Origin of the sequence: Anaerococcus sp. Marseille-Q7828, from assembly GCF_949769285.1 — a bacterium.
In the GTDB taxonomy this organism is placed as follows: Bacteria; Bacillota; Clostridia; order Tissierellales; family Peptoniphilaceae; genus Anaerococcus.
On the sequence record NZ_OX458331.1, the window covers coordinates 427,970 to 450,399 of the forward strand.

Sequence of the window (22,430 nt, forward strand, 5' to 3'; positions counted from 1 at the left end):
ATAGAAAAGGAGATTAAAATGAAAGTTAAAAATGGAAAATATCTAATACTAACCCTTGCCCTGTCCATACTAACAGCTTGTAATGGTAATACCGAAGAAAGTACTCCTCCAAAAGAAACAAGTGAAGTTACGGCAAATGATACAGAAAATACAGCCACAAGCGACACAAGCATGGAAGATGAAAAAAGTGATGAAGAATCAAAGACTGACGATCAGCCAGTAGATGAAAAAGAAGAATCAGAAGAAATAAAAGAAGATGATGTCGATAAAGAAGACAAGATGGAAGAAGATCAAGAGGATAGTGAAGACTCAACTGAAAAAGAAGCCTTACTCGACCAAATAAAAACAGAAAATGACAAAGTAAGAAAAGTCCTCATGAAGACTAAGATTCAAAAGATAGACCCAGAAAATACTACTACCCAAACTTTTGATGCAGATGCCCTATATGGTGACGATTTGCAAGCTATAAAGGCTGATACAATTTCAGAATCAAGCGACGGATACTATCAAGAATTTACTTTTGATGAAAATGACAATACCAAAGCTACTATTTTAGAAAGACAAGCTGGCGAAGAAGAAACCACAGTGACAGAAGCAACAGTTGACAACTTTGACCTCCATCCAGACTACCATAGACTAATACAATCTGTCATGGACTTAAAAGATGAACTAGAAGTAAGTGAAGATAATCAAAGCATAAAGCTTAGTCTCAAAGAAGATGCAAAAGATGTTCTAAAACATATAGAAAGCGAATATAATATACAACTTACGCTAGTAGAAGAAGATGAAATAGAAAAATCAATGGAAATAGAATTTGATAAAGAAAGCAAATTGCTAAAGAGCATTAACCTTGAGCTAGATCCTCAAATAGACGAACTAAAGGACCACAAAATCACGATAGAATCCTTATTTACCGACCATGATTTTAATGGCAATTAAAATACCCAAAAGTCTATATACTCTCCAGTAAAGGTGGACCAAGAAAACTTGGTCCACTTTTTTTATTAATCTATCCTTTATAGCAAAACTAGCTAAAATAAATATTATCTAGTTACTATAAAGATAATATATCCCTTTGTAATCCAATTATTATATGATTTAATTTTAATGTGTTTCATATACATACACTAAAATGTGTATTTAATTAATAATTAATATCTGATAATATAAAACCATAAATAACGAGGAGGAATAAAATATGAAAAACACAAAAATTAAAATCCTAGGAATGGCACTATCAGCATCATTCGTACTATCATCTGTAGCACCAACGTTATCATCTGCTAATGCATTAAATACACCAGCCACTACTAACTATATAGAAATAGACCCAAATGCAGTAAGTCCAGAAACTATTACATCAATAATCAAAAAAGCAGAAGCATTAAAAAATATTATTAACCACATACCTGGTGGACAAGCTTATGCAAAGGCTATCGATATCATAATCAACGTTTTAAAGAAAGTTGATCCTGCAAAAGCAGCTAAAAAAGTAGAACTGGCTTCTGAAGCAATAGAAACTATCAAATTCTCTATTGAAGATATCCAAGGCAAAACAAAGAAAGCTCACGTTGATATAGGTCTTGAAATAACAAAAGAAGTATTAGTTCTAGCTGATCCTTTTGCAAGCAACCAAAAATTAGATAAGGCTATCGAAAACCTTAAAAATGCCAAAGAGCTAGCAAAAAATTCAGCTGATATAACTGACGAAGATGTAGCAACTATTTATGTTAAAAAAGATTTAAACAAAGCTATAGAAGAAGCTAAAAAATTAAAAAGAAGCAAAGAGACTACAAAAGAGCAAAAAGAAGAAATAAACCAAGCCATTAGAAAAGCAGTTCATACAAAAAACAAAGCTAAAGTTACAGTAGCAGAAATAAAGGCTGCAACAGCTGAATTACAAGAATTCTTAGATAACTTTGTAATAGGAGAAGAAGACGTAAGTCCTGAAGAAAACGACATTGCTGAAGTAAATGAAAGTCCAGACGAAGAAGAAATAACAGAGGAAGATACAGAAACTGAAGAAGAAGTAACTGAAAATCCAGAAGATGAAGAATTAATAGACCCAGAATTTAGTAATGTTACTTTAGATGAGATTGAATCTGTAGAAAATAATTAAAGCTTTAATCATTTCCTACTATAAAATAATAACCTGTAATAGCCTCCATTAAAATTGAAAAATTACTGATAATATAAAAAGACAAAGTCCCTTTATAAGAGCTTTGTCTTTTTTTAAATAAAAGTAAAAAAATTTCTCTATTCTTAATATCATATAATCTTCACAAACTTCATTCTTTATTCATAAAAGTTCACCTTTATTAGTAACATGTTTAAAAAGTAGCTAAGCAAAGTACATGTAAGGCCATTTTTTTGCCTCCATAATGTGAAAATAAGTCCAACTTCCACTAAGCTTACGTAGAGCTTTAATATGAGAATTGTGGTATTAACACAATATTTTTGTACTAAAAAGGTGATGTTTCAGAAGAGGTAAATCTATTATGTGCATTAGCTTTATTCATAAAATATTATAATCTTTCTAATTATTATATTATTTTAGTAATACAGGAAATTAAATCAAATTAAAGGCCAATATTCTTTTATAAATTAGACATTATTCTATTATAAGATTATCATCATTACAATAATGAAAACAATCGTATGGAATTATATTTTATGGTACAGTAATTTTAAACAACATTAAACTTTGGAGGAAATAAATGATTAGAGGAATTATTTTTGATTTTGATGGCGTCATAGTAGATACAGAAATTGTATCATATAGGATATATAAAAAGATATTATCTGATTTTGGTCATGACTTTACTAAATACGATTATGCCTATAATTTTTCCGGAAAAACCGAAGAGAAAAATGTAAATAATTTAATTGATCAATATAAACTACCTCTTTCCTTTGACGAGTGTTTTGACTTAGTTATAAGTACTGAAAAATCAATGTTAGCAAAAGGAGTTGACCTAAAAGCTGGTGTAAACGAATTATTAACTTACCTAAATGATAATAATATAAAAATGGTCGTTGCTTCATCAAGTACTAGAGAAAGAGCAATAAATATACTAGAAAAACACGACATTAAACACTACTTTGAAGGCTTTGTCTTTGCAGAAGACATAAGTAAGAGCAAGCCAAACCCAGAAATTTTTACTAAAGCAAATGAATTATTAGGATTCGATAAGGAAGAATGTTTAGTCATAGAAGATAGCGAAAACGGTATCTTAGCAGGATACAGTGCTGGTATTCCTGTAATATGCGTGCCAGATATGAAAATGCCTAAAGATGAATATTTAAATAAGACTAAACATGTTGTGAATTCTTTAGAAGACATCATAAAAATCATAGATGAAATAAATTCTTAAATTGAAACACGCTATAAGTAATTATATTTGCAGCAATTTTAAATATCAATAAAGGCAAAGTTCATATTATTGGACTTTGTCTTTTTTAATAAAATGCTAAAAACATTCAGCTCGAGGGGATGATGTAAATATCTTTAATAAGCGAATTAGCTTGCCTAACAAGAGGGTTTTCGTGACAAGTGTATATTTGTACTAAAAAAGACTCAGTCAAAAGACTAAGTCTTAATTATTTAGCAACTTCCTACTATACCGGGCTTAAATATGCCTTGATTTGGACCCTATATGTAGCGGGCGGCTAGTTATTTAAGGCTAAAACTGAGTGCAGTTAAAAACCCATTGATTTTGGGCTTTTAACCCGAAAAATTAGTGCGGCAGCACGGCGAGGTTCGATAGAACCGATTTTCGTAGAGCACGTAAGAGTTTGCGTAAGCAAACGTGTTTAAGCGGATCGGTCCTAAAGGAGGCGGACGGCCTTCACCTTTGGTGAACCACTCCGTGGTGGGTCCTCCCCTGGCCGGAAGGGCCTGCTTTCGAGTACCATCGGCGTTATGAGGCTTTCGGCTTCGCCGACCATTCCATGGAGGGTGCTTTATGAGCCGCACGGGCTAATTTTCTGTGTTCGGTATACATAAACACCCGTTGATTTCGGGTCCAGGAGTTCGGACACAATCGTTTATGCCGAAAACTGAGTGCAGATAAAAGTCCATTGTGGTAAGGATACAGTAAATAGTACAATTTAAAATCGAATATCTGATACAATAAATAATAAGAAATCAAAGGGGGATTTTAAATTGGCTAGACACTACGAAGAAGACTTCAAGAAACAGATGGTAGAAATCTTTAACCAAGGTAACTACACATATAAAAAATTGGGAGAAGAATACGACATAGCACCATCAACAATAAGAGATTGGGTTAATAGATACAACAACTCAAATTCCTTCGACATTGATGATAATAGAACAGAAGAAGAAAAGGAATTAATCAAACTAAGAAAAAAAGTAAAACAGCTTGAAATGGAAAATGATATTTTAAAGCAAGCTGCACTACTACTAGGCAAAAAGTAAAGCTCATAATCTCAAATAGGGATAAATACAGTACTAGTGCAATGTGTAAGTTTTTAGGTATACCAAGAAGTTTAATATACTATCATCTAAACAAAAAAGAATCAAAATATAACCTAAAAACCGAAGAGCTTTTAGAAGAAAAAATCAAAGAAATATTCAGGAAAAGTAAAAATGCATATGGATCAAGAAAAATCAAAGTAGAGTTGGAAAAACAAGATATCATAGTATCACGAAGAAAAATATGCAGAATAATGAAAAAACATGCCTTAGTATCAAGCTATACAGTAAAACAATACAAGGTAGAAAAAACCACATGTAACAATAAAAAGATTAATAACAAGATAGATAGACAATTTGACAATAGGCCATCTTTACAAGCATGTGTAAGTGACTTAACTTACGTAAGAGTAGGAAATAGTTGGAACTACATCTGTGCAATAATAGATTTACACAATCGAGAAATAATAGGATATGCAGCAGGAAAAAATAAGAGCGCAGATTTAGTAAAAGAAGCAATATATTCAATCAAGTACCCATTAAATAAAATAAAAATATTTCACACAGATAGAGGACGAGAATTTGACAACAAAAGCATAGATAAAATTCTAGACATATTTGGCATAGAAAGATCCTTAAGTGGAAAGGGAAGTCCATATGATAATGCAGTAGCTGAAGCATTTAATAAGGTGATGAAAACAGAATTTGTTTATCAGAAAGAATTTAAAAACTTAAAACAACTAAAATTAGAACTATCAGAATATGTTTATTGGTACAACAACCTAAGAATCCATGGATCCTTAGGTTACTTGTCACCAGTTAAATATAGAAACCAAATCTTAGCTAGTAACTAGTTAAAATTATAATGGTGCGATCGATTTTAGATTGTACAAATAGGTGTTGACAATCCATTGATTTTGGGCTCTTAACCCGAAAAACTAGTGCGGAAGCACGGTGAGGTTCAATAGAACCGATTTTCGTAGAGCACGGCAGAGTTTGCGAAGCAAACGGGTTTTCGTGACAAGTAAATATTTGTACTAAAAAAGACTCAGCCAAAAGACTAAGTCTCTCACTTCGCTCGACCATTCCATGGAGGGTCCTCCACTAGCCGGACGGGCTTTCTTTTATTCAGCAACTTCCTACTCTACCGGGCTTAAATATGCCTTGATTTGGCATATTTGCCCCGGAAAGTAGCGCGGATAAGCCTTCGTAGAAGGCGACTTTCCGTGACAGGTGTATAAACTAAAAAGACTTAGTATAAAAACTAAGCCTTAATTATTTGGCGATTTCCTACTCTACCGGGAGGTCGCCCTCCGAGTACCATCGGCGTTATGAGGCTTAACTTCTGTGTTCGGTATGGGTACAGGTGTATCCCTCATGCAATCATCACCATATTTAATTTATGAACCATGTTCGTAAATTCCTTATTGTTTGAACCTTTAAATAGCGTTCAGTAAAACTTACCTTCATACAGATTGATTATTCATACGATTGGTTCGTAAGTGTCTACCAAGCTTAAGACCTACGGTCTTAACCATTGGGACACTCTGAACGAGGACCTACCATCAATTTGTCCTCAATAAGCCGGACGGGCTAACTACAAATTGGGTTAGGTCTCTCAAACAATATTTCCAGTCAAGATTTAAAGTTTAGTATCCTTTAGCTTAATACATTACTGTACTTACACCTTGGACCTATCTAAGGTATTTTCTTTACCTTCTTTTAGAAATCTTATCTTGAGGGTTGCTTCGTACTTAGATGCTTTCAGTACTTATCAATGCCATACTTAGCTACCCAGCTATGCTTCTGGCGAAACAACTGGTACACCAGTGGTATGTCCATCCCGGTCCTCTCGTACTAGGGACAGCTCCTCGCAAATTTCTTACGCCCACGCTGGATAGGGACCGAACTGTCTCACGACGTTCTGAACCCAGCTCGCGTGCCTCTTTAATGGGCGAACAGCCCAACCCTTGGGACCTACTTCAGCCCCAGGATGAGACGAGCCGACATCGAGGTGCCAAACCTCCCCGTCGATGTGGACTCTTGGGGGAGATAAGCCTGTTATCCCCGGGGTAGCTTTTATCCGTTGAGCGATGGCCCTTCCATGCGGTGCCACCGGATCACTAAGTCCGTATTTCTACTCTGCTTGAGCTGTGTCTCTCGCAGTTAAGCTCGCTTGTGCCTTTGTACTCTGCGAATGGTTTCCGTCCATTCTGAGCGAACCTTTGAACGCCTCCGTTACTTTTTGGGAGGCGACCGCCCCAGTCAAACTGCCAAACTGACAATGTCCATTGCCCAGGTTCATGGGTCAATGTTAGAATTTTGATATTAGAGGGTTGGTATCCCAAGGGTGACTCTGTGTATACTGGCGTACACACTTCTTTGTCTCCCAACTATCCTGTACGTCTAATCTCAAAATCCAATATCAGCCTACAGTAAAGCTCCACGGGGTCTTTCCGTCCTAGCGTGGGTAAGTCGCATCTTCACGACTACTACAATTTCACCGGATCCTTTGTTGAGACAGTGCCCAAATCGTTGCACCTTTCGTGCGGGTCGGAACTTACCCGACAAGGAATTTCGCTACCTTAGGACCGTTATAGTTACGGCCGCCGTTTACTGGGGCTTAAGTTCTAGCCTTCGATTGCTCTAAGCCTTCCCCTTAACCTTCCAGCACCGGGCAGGTGTCAGCTCCTATACGTCATCTTTCGATTTTGCAGAAACTTGTGTTTTTGGTAAACAGTCGCTTGGGCCTGGTTTCTGTGGCCTGATCGCTCAGGCTCCCCTTCTCGCTAACTTACGGGGACATTTTGCCGAGTTCCTTAACAAAGGTTCTTCCGCGCGTCTTGGTATTCTCTACCTCCCTACCTGTGTCGGTTTTGGTACGGGCGCTTTGGTCTTGATAGTGACTTTTCTTGGCAATTTGAAGTCGGCTATTTCTCTACTTATGTTTTCGATGCCTATTACACATTAGCTTTTATGATTAGCGGATTTGCCTACTAATCAGCCTTTGTGCTTAGACTGCCATCCATCGGGCAGCTAGCTTATCCTCTTGCGTCATCACGTCTCTTTAGCGACTTTAAGCGGTACAGGAATCTAAACCTGTTGTCCATCGGCTACGCCTTTCGGCCTGGCCTTAGGTCCCGACTTTCCCTGAGGGGACGAGCCTTGCTCAGGAGTCCTTAGGGTTTCGACGGGAGAGATTCTCACTCTCCTTCTCGCTACTCATGCCAGCATTCTCTCTTGTATTAAGTCCACGCTTGCTTTCGCTTAGGCTTCACCCCTAATACAATGCTCCTCTACCACTGATAGAGAGTTTAAATCTATACATAAGTAACCACTTTTTTGGTTTTTGAATACGCTTAACCAGGGTCATACTTTTTTTGTATGTCTGTTTTCGGTGATATCGTAGTTATCTTATCTTTTTTTCAAATCTTTTGATTTGTTTTTGTTCTGCCGATCTTACCTTTATCTTTGTGTTTGATATTTGCGTAAATTTTTGATAACTCGTTTTATCTTGATTGTGTGTTTTAATATTTCCTAGTTAAGTTTTTTCTTTTACCTTTTTTATGGTTTCCTTTTATGTGAATAGATTTAAATTCTCTATCAATCCGAAGCTTCGGTACTGGATTTTAGCCCCGTTTATTTTCGGCGCAAACCCACTTGACCAGTGAGCTATTACGCATTCTTTGAATGTATGGCTGCTTCTAAGCCAACGTCCTGGTTGTCTTGGTAGGTTCACATCCTTTTCCACTTAATCCAGATTTTGGGACCTTAGCTGTCGGTCTGGGCTGTTTCCCTTTCGACTTAGGAGCTTATCCCTCTAAGTCTGACTCCATGACCTGATTTTTTGGCATTCGGAGTTTGATAGGCTTTGGTACGGTATGCCGCCCTAGGCCATTCAGTGCTCTACCTCCTTAAATCTTTGGTCATAGGCTAGCCCTAAAGCTATTTCGAGGAGAACCAGCTATCTCCGGGTTCGTTTGGTTTTTCGCCCCTATCCACAGTTCATCCGATGCGTTTTAAACCGCACCCGGTTCGAGCCTCCAGTGAATTTTACTTCACCTTCACTCTGACCATGGATAGATCACCCGGTTTCGGGTCTATCATATCTAACTTTCGCCCTGTTAAGACTCGCTTTCGCTTTGACTTCGCATCTTAAATGCTTAATCTTGCTTTATATGATAACTCGCTGGCCCATTCTACAAAAGGTACGAGATCACACTATTGTGCTCTCTCTGCTTGTAGGCACTAGGTTTCAGGTTCTTTTTCACTCCCCTTGCGGGGTTCTTTTCACCTTTCCCTCACGGTACTTGTTCGCTATCGGTCACATGTTAGTATTTAGCCTTAGGGGATGGGCCCCCTGTCTTCACAGCAAATTCCTCGTGTTCACTGCTACTTGCTCCCAAAAATATTTTGGCTTTTGTCTACAAGACTTTCACTTTCTTTGGTTCATTTTCCCAAATGATTTGACTTGCATTTATATTTCTTACTGGGTTGGGCTGTTTTCTTTTCGCTCGCCGCTACTTGGAAAATCGAGTTTTCTTTCTTTTCCTCCTGCTACTTAGATGTTTCAGTTCGCAGGGTCTTACTTCATTAAGCTATGTATTTACTTAATGATGACTGTGTCTTCCACAGCCGGGTTTCCCCATTCGGAGTCCTAGGGGTCATGGCTTTTTGTGAGCTTGCCCTAGTTTTCGTTCACTTACGTCCTTCTTCGTCTTCATGTGCCAAGGCATCCACCTGGCGCCCTTTCTTTCTTGACTGGAAATATTGTTTGCTATTTAGTTTTTTACTTAACTTTCTCGGACTTCGTCCTGCGACCATTTCATGGAGAGTCCTCCATCAGCCGGACAGGCTAGTCTGTTAAGTGGTTCATTATTGTTAAATTTCATTAAACTCAATTAAAATGAGTAACATTGTTTTTTCTAAAAGTTAGAGAATAACGTATCATTCTCTTTTCAGCGACGACGTGTCGTCGCTGAAATCCTTAGAAAGGAGGTGATCCAGCCGCACCTTCCGATACGGCTACCTTGTTACGACTTCACCCCAGTTACTGACCCTACCTTCGACTGCTGCGTCCTAAAAGGTTCGCTCACAGGCTTCGGGTATTGCCAACTTCCATGGTGTGACGGGCGGTGTGTACAAGACCCGGGAACGCATTCACCGCAGCATTCTGATCTGCGATTACTAGCAACTCCAACTTCATGCACTCGAGTTGCAGAGTGCAATCCGAACTGGGACAGGCTTTTTGAGGTTCGCTTGACGTCACCGTCTCGCCGCCCTCTGTACCTGCCATTGTAGCACGTGTGTAGCCCAAGTCATATAGGGCATGATGATTTGACGTCATCCCCACCTTCCTCCGGTTTGTCACCGGCAGTATTGCTAGAGTCCCCAACTTAATGATGGTAACTAGCCATAGGGGTTGCGCTCGTTATGGGACTTAACCCAACATCTCACGACACGAGCTGACGACAACCATGCACCACCTGTATTACAGTTATCCGAAGATATAGTGTCTTATCTCTAAAACACGCCGTAATATGTCAAGACTTGGTAAGGTTCTTCGCGTTGCTTCGAATTAAACCACATGCTCCGCTGCTTGTGCGGGTCCCCGTCAATTCCTTTGAGTTTCACACTTGCGTGCGTACTCCCCAGGCGGAGTGTTTATTGCGTTAGCTGCGGCACCCAGATTTACTCCAGACACCTAACACTCATCGTTTACGGCGTGGACTACCAGGGTATCTAATCCTGTTTGCTACCCACGCTTTCGTACCTCAGCGTCAGATAATGGCCAGAAAGTCGCCTTCGCCACCGGTATTCCTCCTAATATCTGCGCATTTCACCGCTACACTAGGAATTCCACTTTCCCTTCCATCTCTCAAGTTAAACAGTTTTAAAAGCTTACTATAGTTGAGCTATAGCCTTTCACTTCTAACTTTTCTAACCGCCTACGTACCCTTTACGCCCAATGATTCCGGACAACGCTCGGTCCTTACGTATTACCGCGGCTGCTGGCACGTAATTAGCCGGACCTTATTCGTATAGTACTGTCATTTTCTTCCTATACAAAAGATTTTTACAACCCGAAGGCCTTCTAAATCACGCGGCGTCGCTGCATCAGGGTTGCCCCCATTGTGCAAAATTCCCCACTGCTGCCTCCCGTAGGAGTCTGGGCCGTGTCTCAGTCCCAATGTGGCCGTACACTCTCTCAAGCCGGCTACTGATCGTTGCCTTGGTGGGCTGTTATCTCACCAACTAGCTAATCAGACGCAAGTCCATCTTACACCGCTAAAACACTTTGATTACTTCCTCATGCGAGATTGTAATGTCATAGGGTATTATTCTCCGTTTCCAGAGGCTATCCCCTTGTGTAAGGCAGGTTACTCACGCGTTACTCACCCGTTCGCCACTAATTCACTTAAGTTCATTCCGAAGAAATCATCTAAGCTTCATCGTTCGACTTGCATGTGTTATGCACGCCGCCAGCGTTAATCCTGAGCCAGGATCAAACTCTCATGAAAAATTAATTATATGAGAGCTTTTGATTCAAGCTCTTTCATTTACACTGATCTAAAATCAATGCGTGATTTAAATTTGTCCGTTTATTATATAAACGTTCATTGTTTCTCGGCCGTTCCGTCCTGCGACCACTCCGTGGGTCTCATAATGTGGAGACACGAAATGTCCTCTTCTGGCCGGACTGGCCAATTTTAGGTTACTCAAATTAATTGATTAAGTTTAATTACTATTTAAATGTAGATAGTTTATTTTGACTATCTGGTTCATTGTCGTTTGTTAACGACAAGATATATAATACCACCTTTTAAAAATAATGTCAAATATTTTTTGATATTTTTTAATTTTTTCGGTAGAATTTGCTATTTCTACTGAAGTGGCATTGTATATATTATACAACATACAAAATAACATGTCAAATGCTTTTTTTATTTGCTGTAGTTAATATGGTACTACGTGTTTTCAAAAATGTCAAACTATTTTTTATTTCTTTATTAACAGTAATTTAAAAAGCCCAGCTATTACTGATGTGTACCCATAAAACTGGACACAATATTTAATTAACTAATTGTAGTGGATGCTAACCTATACTTTGTAGGTGGCATCCATTTTGTTTTGGATTGAATTCTCTCGTTATTGTAATAATCAATATATTCCTCTATTGCTCTCGAAAATTCTTCAAAAGAGCTATAGCTCTTTTCATAACCATAATAAATTTCATTTTTTAATCTTCCAAAGAATGTCTCCATAATGGAGTTATCATAGCAATTTCCCTTCCTTGACATTGATTGTCTTATGTCATGTTTTTTAAGCTCATTCACATAGTATTTATGTTGGTATTGCCATCCTTGATCTGAATGTAGTATCAGATTATTTAGTTTCGGAAATTTGTTAAATGCTTTTTCTAACATATTAGATATTTGTTTTAAATTAGGGCGTAAGGATAAGTCATAAGATATTATCTCATTTGTATACATATCAAGTATTGGAGAGATGTAGCATTTACCCCAAGAAAATTTAAATTCTGATACATCAGTGGCCCATTTTTGTAGAGGTCTATCTGCCTTAAAATCTCTATTTATTATATTATCAGCTACTTTACCTACCTTCCCCTTATATGAGTGGTATTTTTCTTTAGACCTTTTTCCGAATAGCTTTAACTCATGCATTATCCTTTGCACTCTTTTATGATTTATGACATAACCTTGATTTACCAACTCCATATATACTCTTCTTACTCCATATCTGCCTTTGTGTAAGTTAAATATTTGGGTTATTTTATCTGCGATATGACTATTCTTATTTTTTATCTTATCAACTTTATTTATTTCAAAATAGTATGTTGACCTTGGCATATCAATAGCTATTAAAAGATATTTTAGTTTGTATCCTTTTTCTTTGAGTTCTTTGACAATCGCTGCTTTTTCGCCTTGAGTTGCGCAGCGTAACGTTCTTCTCTCAAGGCGATCTCTTTTTTTATTATTTCATTTTCTGCCTTTATATATTCATTCTCTGCTCTAAGTCTTATTAGTTCTTCTCTTTCAGATTCATTAAGTTCTTTTACTTTATGGTTATTTTTACTTTTCATACTTGTATTTTTAGATTTACGGCCTTTCTTTTTATTAACAAGACCATTATATCCATAATTTTTATACTTGTTAACCCATGAATAGAGTTGTCCATCATTAATTCCGTATTCAATTGCTACAGACTTTATTGAATTTCCAGCTAATACCTTAGATACCATTTCTAACTTCTCATCAGGTGTCCAATTGATATTATTTCCATGTTTTAAAATTTCTGGTCCATGAAGTTCTTCTAACTTAAACCATATTCTAATTGAATCATGAAAGTTTTTTTCGGTGGTCCCTTCAGGTGTATCAGGCCATTTACCTTCCCTATACAACTGTACACATTCTTTTTTGAATTCATAACTATATTTCATAAAAAACACCCTCCTTACTGGTTTGTCCAGTAAAGAGGGTACATATCATACTTTTAGCCAGACTTTTATACAAATACTATAAAAAGATTATTTTAAACAGTCAATAACTTCTCCACTCATATCTTTCATATCTAAATTATAAATAGTGTCTATAGTTGGTGCAATGTTTACTATTTTTTCTTTCTCTATAATTTTCCCTTTTTTGAATGCCGGCCCAGCGAATATCCCAATGGCAAGATTCTTTTCTTTTGTCGGCAAGAATCCATGATTGCCTCTAGCACTTACTGTATAGTCTCTGCTAGTGATAAATTCTCTTGCATCAGCTTCAAAAGCATAGCCTTCTTTTGCTTCTATCCATAGTTTAGCCTTATCGCTTGATTTGAGTTCCTTTATTTCCTCGGCGTCAAATATTTGTTCTATGCCAGAAATATTTACGCTTTCTATTTTTTCTTTTATCTGTTCTACAAGATTTGGATCATCTTCTTTTGTATAAAGAGCTGTTGATCCTCCACATGTTAAGAAATATGCTTGCCAATCTTCTTTTACAGTTCCATCTTCATTTACATTCACTAAATTCATATCAGCTAGCATCTTATTTAGTCTAATAGGGTATGCTGTGTCTATTTGAGAGTGGTCGCTCATAAGCATAATATTTATTTCATCAAGATTTTTAACTTTTGCAATTTTTTCAAACATACGACTAAGTCTATCATCTAATTCCTTAATTGCATCTTTTACTGCAAAATGACTTGCACCATAAACGTGTTTTTGGTGATCGACATCTATAAGATGAAGAAAAGTAATATCTGGTTGATATTTTTCAAATGTATAGGCTACTGCTTTAGCCATCCATTCATCAGCTATCTTTTGACTATCATTTATATTGCGCTCTCCGATTTCTTTGTATAGCTCTTCGATAAATTCTGGACTTCCTTTTCTTTTTACATGTTCAAAAAATTCTTCGTCTTCATAAGTCCATACTTCAGGAACATTGTATTCAATTGGTAAGAAGCCTGAAACCGGCCAGCTAAAGGCTGATATAGTATATGACTTTTCGTGGGCTTTCTTAAATATTGTATCTCCAGATACATAGTCTTGATCCCAGTACCAGTCCATATTAAGTCTTTCCGGTTGAACTAAGAGGTTGTTATCTACACCGTGCTCTGATGGGTATCTACCAGTTACGATCGTGGAATGAATAGCATATGTTAAAGTTGGATATACTGATTCAAGCCTTCTTATCCATGTGCCTCTTTCTCTCATACTCTTTAGAAAAGGAAGATCTTTGTAAATATCCTCATCATAGTAGCCAAGCGCATCTAAAGATATTACAAAAAGTGGTGTTTTATTCATATTAATCTCCTATTTAATACCGCTATAAGTAAAAGCTTTTATAATTTCTTTTTGAGCAAATAGATAAATAATTACTATCGGTAGTATCAATATAACATTACCGGCCATAACTGTATTCCAGTGTATTCCATCAAGGGTCGATTTAAGCATTGATACACCAAGCGGCAAAGTTCTTATGTCATCATTGCTTGTCATTACAAGTGGCCAGAAGTAATCATTCCACTCAGAGATAAATGTGAATAGTGCAATTGTGATCACTGTTCCTTTAGCTTGAGGTAGCATGATTTTATAAATAATCTTCCAAGTAGGAGTATTGTCCAACACTGCAGCCTCAATTATCTCATCAGGAACTTGCATAAACCTTTGACGAAGCAAGAATATTCCAAATGCTGAGCTTGCCCATGGTAAAATAAGTGACCAGTAGCTATTGATCAAATTTACCTTAGAAAACATAAGATACACTGGCAAAAATATTAGCTGAGCTGGAATCATCATTGTTACAAGTATAAGTGAAAACAAAATCTTTTTACCCTTAAAGTCCATTTTAGCAAAAGCATAGCTCGCTGGAATGATTGTCAATAATTGTAGGGCAACTACAGATAAAGTAACAATTACAGAGTTCTTTGTGTAGTGTAAAAAAGGTCCAGATTGCCAAGCGTCAGCATAATTTTGTGGAACCCAAGTTTCAGGAAGAAAAGTTGGAGGCAATCTTAAAGCTTCAGCAAGAGGCTTAAATGATGTGAATACCATCCACAAAAACGGACCTAAGAAAACAATTGAAACCAATATTAAAGCAATGATTCTAAATATTTTTCTTAAAATACTTTCTTCTCTCATACATTCTCCTTAGTTGTAGTAAACTTTTTTAGCCATCAGCTTAAAGTAAATCAAGGTAAGTATTGCTATCACTACAAAGAGAATGACTCCAGCAGCTGATGAAAGTCCCATATTAAAAAACTTAAATCCTGTTTCATAAATATAGTAGACTATAGTATTTGAAGCATTCATTGGCCCACCTTGGGTCATAATACTGATAGTTTCAAAAACTTTGAAACTGGCTATGATACTTGTAATTCCCACAAAAAACACAGTAGGAGAAAGCATTGGCAAGGTGATTTTAAATAGCTTTCTGTGCCAAGGAGTATTATCTAAAGCTGCTGCTTCATAGATATCGTCAGGTATAGCTTGCAAGCCTGACAAAAATATTAATGAATAATACCCAACTCCCTTCCAAATACTTACTGCTGCTAGGGAATATATAACTACATCCGGATTAGTGAGAAAACTAACAGGACCTAGGCCAATCTTAGCTAACAAATAATTAAATAAACCATAATCATAGTCCATTAGCCATAGCCAAAGCATAGAGATTGATACTAAGGATATAATATGTGGAGCAAAAATCACACTTTGCATAAAGGAATGAATTTTGGTGTTTTTATTTAAAGCCAAGGCTATAAGTAATCCAAATACAAGAAATCCAACTACAGTTAATACCGTATATAGGAATGTATTTCCCATAGTCTGAGCAAATCTAGGATCCCCCAAAAGAAACTTAAAATTGTTCACACCTACAAAATTCATATCTGCTGATATGAAATTCCAATCGTGAAAGGATAGGAAAATCATATAAAATATTGGTATAAAAGAAAACAGAATGAAAACGACCATAGCAGGGGCAATCATTAAATAAGGGGTGACTTTGCTCTTACTTTGAGATATAGATTTGCTTATCTTTTCTTTGGGCTTGATTGCTATTGACAAGTTCTTCTCCCCTTTCTGGCTCACTTGTTATACCTTCGTCTGTACTTCTACCAATTACATCTTTAATAAGATTTTGATTGATATCAAAATATTTTATATTATCATTTTTTACTTCTATAATAATCTGATCTTTGTGGACAACATTTTTGTCATAAGATTTTATTTGAAAATCTCCCAAATTATTTTTTATATTATAGATAGTTTCTGATCCTAATGCTTCTACATTTGTAACATCTGCCACAAAACAAAGAGAATCTGTATAATGAGGTTTTTCTACTATTTTTACATCTTCTGGCCTAAATCCAATATATTTTATATTGTCGTCATTTGCTTCATAGTATTTATTGGTATTTCCATCAAGTTTGATAATATTCATTGGAGGTGAGCCAATAAATTTAGCTGTAAATACATTGGATGGATGATTGTAAACATCATAAGGCTTAGCATCCTGCATAACTTCGCCATTATTCATTACAATAATTTGTGTACCCATACTCATAGCTTCAACTTGGTCATGAGTCACATAGATAAATGTTGTGCCTAGCTTGTCATGAATTCTCTTAATCTCTGACCTCATCTGTACTCTAAGCTTGGCATCTAAGTTGGATAGTGGCTCATCTAGAATAAAAATATCTGGTTTTTTTACCATTGCGCGAGCTAGGGCTACTCTTTGCCTTTGTCCACCAGAGAGATTGGAAGGGCGTCTATCCATATATTCATCCAAAGATACTATTTGGCTTATTTCTCTAATAAGCCTATCCCTTTCATCCTTTGCGACCTTGTTATTTATAAGTCCAAACTCTATATTCTCACGAACTGTCATTGTTGGGTATAGGGCGTAGTTTTGAAATACCATAGCTACTTTCCTGTCACCAGGTGCTACTTTATTTACTAACCTATCCCCTATATAGATTTTTCCATCGGATATATCTTCAAGTCCTGCTATCATCCTTAATGTTGTAGATTTACCACAACCAGAAGGACCTACAAAAACAGCAAAAGCTCCATCAGGGATGCATAATGAAACATCCTTGACAGAATAATTCTCGTTGCCGTCATATTTTTTATATATGTTTTCTAATTTTACACTTGCCATCTTATATCCTAACTAAAAAGATAAGATTGATTGTGCTTGCTTTTGAAGATTATCATAAATTTGGTCTACATCTGCACCTTGAGTTGTAGTATTAGTTACACCTTCATAAAGCATTTTTTCCATTTCTGGCCAACCTTTTGCAATTGGTCTAGCCTCCGCATATTCAAGTTGATCAAAGGCAACCTTATATTGTGGTATTTCCTCGTGAAGTTTTTTGATTTTATCGCTTTCGATTGAAGAATATCTAGTTGGTAGGTAGCCTGTATATTCTGAAGCAAATACGTTTTGTTCTGTTGCAGTCATAAATTTAAGGAATTCCCAAGTAGCATCTTGTTTTTCTTTATCAAGACCGCTTATCATTACTATGTTGCATCCACCGGTTGGCACTGCGTAATGTTTGTTGCCTGGCACAAATGAAACATCCAAGTCAAAGCCGTTTTCTTTAGCAAGTGGCATAAGTTCAGTTAAGTTAGCTGTTGATGTAAAATAGAAAGCTGAGTTTTGGTTTACAAAGTCTTGCCTGCATGTTTCACCAGCTTGTTCACCTAGAGCTATTTTAATTAGATCTTCGTCTGCTAACTCTTGTAAAAATCTAGCTGGAGCTTTTGTTCCTTCTTGGTCAAAGCCAATTTTTCCATCTTTAGCATAAAATCCATCAGATGAATACACCCAAGCCTCTAAGAACCAAGGGTCTAGTTGATAAGTTAATGCATATTTGCTCTTATCCTTATCTCTTAATTTTTCTGCATATTCCTTAAACTCTTTCCAATCTCTTGGTCCTTCTGGATCAAGTCCAGCTTCTTTAAGCATGCTTATATTTTTATACATAATTGGAGTTGACCTATAAAAAGGCAATCCATAAAGATTATCATCTATATATGCTTCATGCATAAGACCTTCATTAAAGTCATCTATATCTACTTGGTCATCTACAAACGGTGATAGATTTTCAATCATGCCACCTTTTGCCATTGTATACATATTTGCAATCTCTACTTCAAAGATTTCTGGAGCATTATTAGCAGCTTTTGCAGCTTGAGTTTTACTTGCTAACTCATCATATGAACCTTGATACTCTGCATCTACTACGATTTTATCTTGAGATTCGTTAAATTGTTTTACAAGCTCTTCTTTAGATTCACCAATCTTATCCTTCCATGCATACCAATAGGTTAAATGGATCTTGCCATCATCAGTATTAGCTTCTGTCTTTGTATCATCTGCCTTATCTGCTGGAGCCTCAGCTGTTTGACTATCTTTTGTAGTTTCTGTTTGTGCTGTTTGATTTGTTGTGGAAGTTTCAGTATTATTTGATCCACAAGCTGTGATCCCTAATAGCATTGACACTGATAATGCCAAGCCAAAGATTTTTTTTGTATTGAACATATGTCCTCCTAAATGTTTAATGCTATTCCATTTTATTGAGCTTGTATAATAAATAATTAATCTTTCTGTAATACTTAAGTAAAATAATACTAAAATTTTCTTAGTTATGTTTTACATAGCAAATGTTATCCCTAAAATTATTTTTGGAAATTAGCCGATCTATAAATTTAACTAAAGTTTACATAAACTTAATATTGTTTCTTATATAAAGTCAATCATTTAAGAGTTTGCCCACTACATCTGGAAAATCCGTTATAAGACCACTTATTTCCAAATCTAGATACTCACTATAATCATAGTCCGGAATCCCAAACCAAATATTTAGTCCAATATTGTTTTCCGCACACTTTTCTGCAACTTCCTTAGTTACTGTAAAATTTAGTGGGTGGTAGTATTCCATACCCAAATTTTTCACATAGTTCCACGCCTCATATAGCCTTGATGATTCTAGGACTCCACATTTTATATTTTGGTCAAGCTTTTTAAAGTTCACTAATGAGTTGTGGTTAAAGGAAGAAATAATAACCTTCTCGGCCATATCATATTCCTTTATAACTTTATAAACCTTCTCCTCGATGCCTGGATAATCTATAATAGATGTCTTAAGTTCAATATTTGTGATAATGTCATAATCTTTGGCAAAGTCAAAATATTCGCTTAGGGTCAATATCCTTTGAGTCTGGAAATCTGGATAGCCCTTTGATGCATTTAGTTTCTTTAGCTGAGCCAAAGTTTTCTCACCAACCAAACCTGATCCATCAGTAGTCCTTTCCAAGATCTCATCATGGATAATAACTATTTCTCCATCTTTTGATAGATGAACATCAAATTCAATACCATCCGCTCCTGCTTCGATAGCTTTTTTGAAAGCAAGCATAGTATTTTCCGGGTACTTCCCTTTAAATCCTCTATGGGCAAAATTTATCATATTTTCCTCCTAAAATTTTAATGAAATACTAGTACACAAACATTATAATTAATCTATGTAAATTTTAAATTAAATGGACAAAACTTTTATACTATCATATAATTTAGTGTAATAATATATTAAAGGATTTATAATGACTAATAATATTACGAAAAAAGATGGTTTTACAAGTAAATTAGGATTTACCCTTGCTTCTATTGGTTCTGCTGTGGGCATGGGTAATATTTGGCGATTTCCTGTTATGGTTTCGCTCTGGGGTGGTATGAGCTTTTTGCTTCCTTACTTCCTTTTTGTAATCCTCATAGCTTCTACCGGTGTTATTGAAGAGTTTTCTTTCGGTAGGCTTACAGGTTCTGGACCTGTCCATGCCTTTGGCTTTGCGACAGGCCAAAGAGGAAAGGAAAGTCTTGGCAAAAAATTAGGAATAATTCCAGTCCTAGGTTCCCTTGCCCTTGCTATTGGTTATACTGCTGTCATGGGTTGGATTTTTAGATATAATTACTTGGCCATAAATGGTACATTGACAAATTTTGCTGACGATAATTATATGATTGGCATGACTTTTAACAAAACTGCCCTTGCTTTTGGCAATAACTTTTGGATAATTGCAGCTGGAATATCTTCTATGATTATTATGTCTTTTGGTATTGCCAAGGGAATCGAAAGAGCAAATAAAATTTTGATGCCAGTTTTATTTATTTTGCTTCTTGGACTTGCCATATATATTGCCCAAAATCCTGCTGCTTCAAATGGATATCAATATATTTTCAACTTGAACACAGAGATGCTAGCAGACCCCAAACTTTGGGTTTTTGCCTTTGGCCAGGCATTCTTCTCCCTTTCTATAGCCGGAAATGGGTCAGTAATCTACGGTTCTTACCTATCCAAGGATGAAGATATCCCTTCTTCTGCAAGAAATATTGCTTTTTTTGACACTTTGGCAGCACTTTTGGCAGCTTTTGTAATCATTCCAGCTATGGCTATCGGATCGGCCGACCTCAATGAGGGCGGTCCAGGCCTTATGTTTATTTACTTGGTTGGTGTCTTTAATAAGCTTCCAACAGGTAGGATTTTGATGGTTATTTTTTATCTTGCAGTTCTTTTTGCAGGTTTTCGTCAATAATCAACCTATACGAAGCTCCTTTAGCCTATGTCCAGGAAAGATTTAATCTTAACAGAAAAAAAGCTTCCTTTATCATAAACTCACTTGGTATCATATCCGCTATTTTTATCCAGGGTATTATTGGTTCTTGGATGGATTTTGTGTCCATAGTAATCGCCCCACTTGGTGCCCTTCTTGCAGGAATCATGTTCTTTTGGATTTTGGATAAGGATATGGCGATCGGTGAGATTAACAAGGGCCGCAAAAAGCCAATTTCATCTTACTTTTATCCTATTGGCAAGTACCTATATTGCCTACTAAGCCTCCTTGCCCTAGTTTTGGGTATAACTTTTGGGGGTATTGGTTGAAATAGTAAGCACATTAAAAGAGACCCACTAGTAAATCTAGCTAGGTCTCTTATCTACTGATTGGATAATTTTTTTACATAACTCACTTATTGAGCAACTTATTTTAATAGTTTTTTTACCTCATCAGCCATAATGTCTAATCCTTTATCAATTTCATCGAAACTAAGTTTAGCAAATCCAATTAAGTATTCATTGTCAAATCCTTTATTATCCTGAGTATAAGTATTGATAGGTTTAATTTTAACTCCCCTATCTTTAAGATTATTTATAAGCTCATTTTCGTCTATAGGTGGTGTTTTCAAAACAAAGGAAATTCCTGGATTTGTAGAAATTATTTTTATGTACTTTGAGTCCTTTAGCTTATCTGTTATATAATCGTATTTTTTCGAATAACTCACTCTCATTCTATTAACTTGTTTTTCAAAATAACCCCTATCAATAAAATAAGAAACTGCTTCTTGAACAAAATTAGATACCGAACACCTTAAAATATTTAGTTTATCAAAGTGGTTATTTACAAGATGCATAGGTAAAACCATATAGCTTATTCTAACCGCAGGGCTGATTGTTCTTGAAAAATTTCCAAAATATATGACCTTATCATTAATATCCATACTCATCAAAGGATAAATTTTATCTAACTTATATTTAAATTCAGCATCATAATCATTTTCTATAATATATCTATCATCTCTTTCACTTGCCCAATTCAGCAAAGAGACTCTAGTATTGTAATCCATAAAATAAGTTAGAGGGAATTGTCTTGCTGGTGTTACCACAGGCAAGCTAATATCTGGGTCAATTTTATCAACTATAACCCCCTTTTCTGAAATCTCCATTGGCAAATTGTTTATATTTTTAAAAATAGAATTTGGTGTATATTGGTAACTCGGATTTTCAAAACCAAAAATTTTATCAGGGAAAATTAGCTTCAATATCATAAATAACTCATAAGACCCAGGTGCAACAATGATTTGCTCTTCGCTGACATTAATATTTCTAGCGACTTTAATATAATTTTTTATGGAAGTCCTAAGGTTAATACTACCTTTAGGATCATCTTGGCTTATAACATCCATTTTCCCAGAAACAATTGTGTTCTTGAATGATTTTCCTAAATTAGTGTAATCAAAATATTTATCACCCACTCCACTGAATGAAAAGTCATACTTAATTGAATTGCAAGCTGTAACCATATTCTCCATAGGATTTTGTTTTTCTATACGATTATTTAAAGGGTCTATTTTACTTACAAAATAACCATTCCTATATTGAGAATAGATAAGGCCTTCTATCTCCAATAATTCATAAGCATAAATTACGGAATTTTTTGATATACCTGCACTTGAGGATAAGCTTCTTATAGATGGAAGTTTTTGTCCTTCCTTGAAAGTACCATCTAAAATCTTATCTTTAAAATCAGTATAAACTTTTTCATAAATAAAATTTTTACTCATTTTCTGTATCCCTTTTTAAAATTCATTTTGTCACTTTTATTATTACTATACCTGTTTTAGAATAAGGGCAGGAGGTA

15 protein-coding genes and 3 rRNA genes are annotated in these 22,430 nt (G+C 35.9%); 6 read left to right on the plus strand and 12 right to left on the minus strand.

Going from position 1 to position 22,430, the window contains the following annotated elements; all coding sequences use genetic code 11:
* Positions 1-18: 18 nt before the first annotated feature.
* From QNH69_RS02115 to QNH69_RS02130, 4 genes are all read left to right on the plus strand, one after another.
* A complete protein-coding gene (locus QNH69_RS02115) occupies positions 19-939 on the plus strand; it encodes a hypothetical protein (RefSeq protein ID WP_282928973.1) in 921 nt (306 codons plus the stop codon).
* A 259-nt stretch (positions 940-1,198) separates the two neighbouring features.
* Positions 1,199-2,119, plus strand: a complete 921-nt coding sequence (locus tag QNH69_RS02120; protein WP_282928974.1) for a CAMP factor family pore-forming toxin — start codon at positions 1,199-1,201, stop codon at positions 2,117-2,119.
* 598 nt (positions 2,120-2,717) lie between these two features.
* Positions 2,718-3,374: an HAD family phosphatase gene (locus QNH69_RS02125; protein WP_282928975.1), complete on the plus strand. Its 657-nt coding sequence runs from the start codon at positions 2,718-2,720 to the stop codon at positions 3,372-3,374.
* 827 nt (positions 3,375-4,201) lie between these two features.
* Positions 4,202-5,292 (plus strand): IS3 family transposase gene (locus QNH69_RS02130; protein ID WP_282930180.1). Its coding sequence is split into 2 segments (ribosomal slippage): positions 4,202-4,439 and positions 4,439-5,292, totalling 1,092 coding nucleotides; the frame shifts between segments, so codons are not numbered across the junction.
* A 423-nt stretch (positions 5,293-5,715) separates the two neighbouring features.
* Here the strand turns inward: QNH69_RS02130 and rrf are convergent.
* The 11 genes from rrf to QNH69_RS02185 all read right to left on the minus strand — a co-directional run bounded on the left by rrf (position 5,716) and on the right by QNH69_RS02185 (position 19,426).
* Positions 5,716-5,832: ribosomal RNA gene (gene rrf, locus QNH69_RS02135) — 5S ribosomal RNA — on the minus strand.
* Between the two features lie 237 nt (positions 5,833-6,069).
* Positions 6,070-9,201, minus strand: a 23S ribosomal RNA gene (locus QNH69_RS02140).
* 228 nt (positions 9,202-9,429) lie between these two features.
* Positions 9,430-10,959, minus strand: a 16S ribosomal RNA gene (locus QNH69_RS02145).
* The 16S, 23S and 5S rRNA genes sit together here, the layout of an rRNA operon.
* Before the next feature lie 555 nt (positions 10,960-11,514).
* Positions 11,515-12,369, minus strand: coding sequence for an IS3 family transposase (locus QNH69_RS02150; RefSeq protein ID WP_282930181.1), 855 nt, complete (start codon positions 12,367-12,369; stop codon positions 11,515-11,517).
* A complete protein-coding gene (locus QNH69_RS02155; protein ID WP_282928976.1) occupies positions 12,333-12,899 on the minus strand; it encodes a helix-turn-helix domain-containing protein in 567 nt (188 codons plus the stop codon). Before QNH69_RS02155 ends, QNH69_RS02150 begins: the two co-directional genes overlap by 37 nt.
* A gap of 87 nt (positions 12,900-12,986) precedes the next feature.
* Entirely contained in the window at positions 12,987-14,252 is a 1,266-nt protein-coding gene (locus tag QNH69_RS02160; protein WP_282928977.1) for an ectonucleotide pyrophosphatase/phosphodiesterase, read from the minus strand.
* Between the two features lie 9 nt (positions 14,253-14,261).
* Positions 14,262-15,089, minus strand: a complete 828-nt coding sequence (locus QNH69_RS02165; RefSeq protein WP_282928978.1) for a carbohydrate ABC transporter permease — start codon at positions 15,087-15,089, stop codon at positions 14,262-14,264.
* Positions 15,090-15,098: 9 nt separating this feature from the next.
* Positions 15,099-16,016 (minus strand): sugar ABC transporter permease, encoded by a 918-nt coding sequence (locus QNH69_RS02170; RefSeq protein ID WP_282928979.1) that lies wholly within the window; start codon positions 16,014-16,016, stop codon positions 15,099-15,101.
* Positions 15,961-17,112, minus strand: coding sequence for an ABC transporter ATP-binding protein (locus QNH69_RS02175; RefSeq protein WP_282928980.1), 1,152 nt, complete (start codon positions 17,110-17,112; stop codon positions 15,961-15,963). The genes QNH69_RS02170 and QNH69_RS02175 overlap by 56 nt, the downstream gene beginning before the upstream one ends.
* 12 nt (positions 17,113-17,124) lie before the next feature.
* On the minus strand, positions 17,125-18,498 hold the full coding sequence (locus QNH69_RS02180) for an ABC transporter substrate-binding protein (RefSeq protein ID WP_282928981.1): 1,374 nt from the start codon (positions 18,496-18,498) through the stop codon (positions 17,125-17,127).
* A 211-nt stretch (positions 18,499-18,709) separates the two neighbouring features.
* Positions 18,710-19,426: a glycerophosphodiester phosphodiesterase gene (locus QNH69_RS02185; RefSeq protein ID WP_282928982.1), complete on the minus strand. Its 717-nt coding sequence runs from the start codon at positions 19,424-19,426 to the stop codon at positions 18,710-18,712.
* Between the two features lie 133 nt (positions 19,427-19,559).
* Here QNH69_RS02185 and QNH69_RS02190 point away from each other — a divergent pair, with 133 nt between their 5' ends.
* Entirely contained in the window at positions 19,560-20,549 is a 990-nt protein-coding gene (locus QNH69_RS02190) for a sodium-dependent transporter (protein WP_282928983.1), read from the plus strand.
* A 140-nt stretch (positions 20,550-20,689) separates the two neighbouring features.
* On the plus strand, positions 20,690-20,896 hold the full coding sequence (locus QNH69_RS02195; protein WP_282928984.1) for a hypothetical protein: 207 nt from the start codon (positions 20,690-20,692) through the stop codon (positions 20,894-20,896).
* Between the two features lie 98 nt (positions 20,897-20,994).
* Here the strand turns inward: QNH69_RS02195 and QNH69_RS02200 are convergent, their stop codons facing one another.
* Positions 20,995-22,353, minus strand: a complete 1,359-nt coding sequence (locus tag QNH69_RS02200) for a PLP-dependent aminotransferase family protein (protein WP_282928985.1) — start codon at positions 22,351-22,353, stop codon at positions 20,995-20,997.
* Positions 22,354-22,430: the final 77 nt, after the last annotated feature.

Coding starts and splice junctions, on each gene's coding strand:
- QNH69_RS02115 (WP_282928973.1), top strand. CDS start 19: ATGAAAGTTAAAAATGGAAAATATCTAATACTAACCCTTGCCCTGTCC.
- QNH69_RS02120 (WP_282928974.1), top strand. CDS start 1,199: ATGAAAAACACAAAAATTAAAATCCTAGGAATGGCACTATCAGCATCA.
- QNH69_RS02125 (WP_282928975.1), top strand. CDS start 2,718: ATGATTAGAGGAATTATTTTTGATTTTGATGGCGTCATAGTAGATACA.
- QNH69_RS02155 (WP_282928976.1), bottom strand. CDS start 12,899: ATGAAATATAGTTATGAATTCAAAAAAGAATGTGTACAGTTGTATAGG.
- QNH69_RS02160 (WP_282928977.1), bottom strand. CDS start 14,252: ATGAATAAAACACCACTTTTTGTAATATCTTTAGATGCGCTTGGCTAC.
- QNH69_RS02165 (WP_282928978.1), bottom strand. CDS start 15,089: ATGAGAGAAGAAAGTATTTTAAGAAAAATATTTAGAATCATTGCTTTA.
- QNH69_RS02175 (WP_282928980.1), bottom strand. CDS start 17,112: ATGGCAAGTGTAAAATTAGAAAACATATATAAAAAATATGACGGCAAC.
- QNH69_RS02180 (WP_282928981.1), bottom strand. CDS start 18,498: ATGTTCAATACAAAAAAAATCTTTGGCTTGGCATTATCAGTGTCAATG.
- QNH69_RS02185 (WP_282928982.1), bottom strand. CDS start 19,426: ATGATAAATTTTGCCCATAGAGGATTTAAAGGGAAGTACCCGGAAAAT.
- QNH69_RS02190 (WP_282928983.1), top strand. CDS start 19,560: ATGACTAATAATATTACGAAAAAAGATGGTTTTACAAGTAAATTAGGA.
- QNH69_RS02200 (WP_282928985.1), bottom strand. CDS start 22,353: ATGAGTAAAAATTTTATTTATGAAAAAGTTTATACTGATTTTAAAGAT.